Origin of the sequence: Methylibium rhizosphaerae, from assembly GCF_006386545.1 — a bacterium.
Classification (GTDB): domain Bacteria; phylum Pseudomonadota; class Gammaproteobacteria; order Burkholderiales; family Burkholderiaceae_C; genus Pseudorivibacter; species Pseudorivibacter rhizosphaerae.
This window is the reverse complement of record NZ_SWAR01000146.1, coordinates 1-1,048: the sequence shown is the minus strand read 5'-3', so window position 1 is coordinate 1,048 and position 1,048 is coordinate 1. Positions and strand designations below refer to the sequence as shown.

1 protein-coding gene is annotated in these 1,048 nt (G+C 63.0%); it reads left to right on the top strand.

Annotated elements, in window-relative coordinates; all coding sequences use genetic code 11:
* Positions 1–97 precede the first annotated feature (97 nt).
* The gene (locus E8D38_RS27845) at positions 98–1,048 is read left to right on the top strand and encodes an IS481 family transposase (RefSeq protein WP_140637561.1); all 951 of its coding nucleotides are present in this window, start codon (positions 98–100) and stop codon (positions 1,046–1,048) included.

The following is a 1,048-nucleotide window of genomic DNA, read 5'->3' as shown; positions in this document are numbered from 1 at the left end:
TGTGAAGCTTCAATAGGTTGTTGCGGGTGTTCACCCGGAGTGGTTTTGAGAGACTGGGAATCGCCAAACCCCCTGTCTAAACAAAGCCGGAGTCCGGATGAACAGCCATAAGAATGCCCGATTGACGTTCGTGAGGCGACTGGAGATGGTCGAGGACATCACCAAACGTGGTTTGTCGGCCTCGGAGGCGGCATTTGCACACGGCGTCAGCGCGGTCACGGCCCGCAAGTGGCTGGCGCGCTTCTTGACCGATGGCGTTGCCGCGTTGGCCGACAAGTCTTCGCGCCCTGCAAAGTCGCCTCGCGCCATCCGGCCCAACGTCGCACTGGCCATCGTCGAGCTGCGACGCAAGCTGTTCACGCAGTCTCTGATCGCCACTTACCTGGGCGTCTCCAAGGCCACCGTCAGCCGGGTCTTGTGCCGAGCTGGGTTGTCCCGGTTCAGCGACCTGGCTCCGGTCGAGGCCGTGCAACGCTACGAGCGCGATGCACCTGGCGATCTGCTGCACATCGACATCAAGAAGCTGGGTCGCTTCTCTGACGTGGGCCACCGCATCACCGGAAACCAAGCCAAGCGCACGCGAGGCTTGGGATACGAGTACTTGTTCGTCGCTGTCGATGACCACGCCAGGGTGGCCTTCACCGCCATGCGGCCCGACGAGCGCAAGGACAGCGCTGAGAGCTTCTTGCGAGAGGCGGTGGCGTACTTCGCCAAGCTCGGCGTGCCGGTGCGGCGCGTGCTGACCGACAACGGCCCGGCCTTCCACTCGTTGGCGTTTGGCAGCGCGTGCACCGAACTCGGCATCAAGCAGAAGTTCACGCGGGCCTACCGCCCGCAGACCAACGGCAAGGCCGAGCGCTTCATCCAGTCAGCGCTTCGCGAATGGGCCTACGGCCGCGCCTACGCGACGTCCGAAGTCCGCCGTGCCGCCCTGCCAGCTTGGAATCACTTCTACAACTGGCACCGTCCTCACCACGGCATCGGCTGCTTGCCTCCCATGTCCCGAATCAAGAGATCGCGAAAGAACCTCTTGACTCTTCACACCTAG

Coding starts and splice junctions, on each gene's coding strand:
- E8D38_RS27845 (WP_140637561.1), top strand. CDS start 98: ATGAACAGCCATAAGAATGCCCGATTGACGTTCGTGAGGCGACTGGAG.